We start from the raw sequence: 642 nt of genomic DNA, 5'->3' as shown, positions 1-642 counted from the left end.
GGTGACGCAGGTGACTCCCTGGCGTCGCAGCGCGGCCAGGAACTCGAGGGCGGAGAAGCCGCTGTCGGTCACCAGAATGACCTGCCGATCCGGCATCCAGCGGCGAGCCTGCAGGACCAGCTGCCGCCCCCAGTCGGTGAGCTTCTTGTGGCGCCGCCGGCGCTCGCGGCAGTACCGCTCGGACGGGGCAAGGGCGGTCAGGAAGGGCAGCGCCCAGACCCGCCCAGCCCAGGAGATCGGCACCAGCAACATCAGGCTCAGCCAGCGCAGGCCGCTGGCCTTGACGAAGTGACCGTGGCTGGAGCGGACCGGATCCCGGTAGATCCCCTTGGCGCTGATGCGCTTGCCACGTCGGCGCTCGATGGTGTCGTCAAGGCCCAGCAGGACCGATCCCCGCGGCAGAAAAGCATCCAGCAGCAACCCAAGCAGCAACCGCGCTGCCGCCCGTCCGCTCCAGGCAGCACGGTTGAGGACGCGATGGTAGTTGACGAACCGCCGCTCCCGGCAGAGCCCAGTAATCCGGAGGATGCTGGCCACCGTGCGCCGGCCCGGTGTCAGGATTGCACCGAGCAGTAGCACCTCGGCATGCCGCCAACTCCGTTGCTGGAAGAGTGGCGCGAAGCATAGGATCAGCGCGGCGAA

General features: G+C 68.5%; 1 protein-coding gene. It reads right to left on the bottom strand.

Annotation, left to right across the window (positions count from 1 at the left end):
* Nucleotides 1-642 (bottom strand): IS701 family transposase (locus QWZ14_RS28990; RefSeq protein WP_290320545.1); only part of this gene is annotated, 642 nt, incomplete at both ends.

Source organism: Paeniroseomonas aquatica (assembly GCF_030409335.1).
Lineage (GTDB): Bacteria > Pseudomonadota > Alphaproteobacteria > Acetobacterales > Acetobacteraceae > Belnapia > Belnapia aquatica.
Note: the sequence above shows the minus strand (reverse complement) of the source record. Positions and strands in the feature narration are given on the sequence as shown.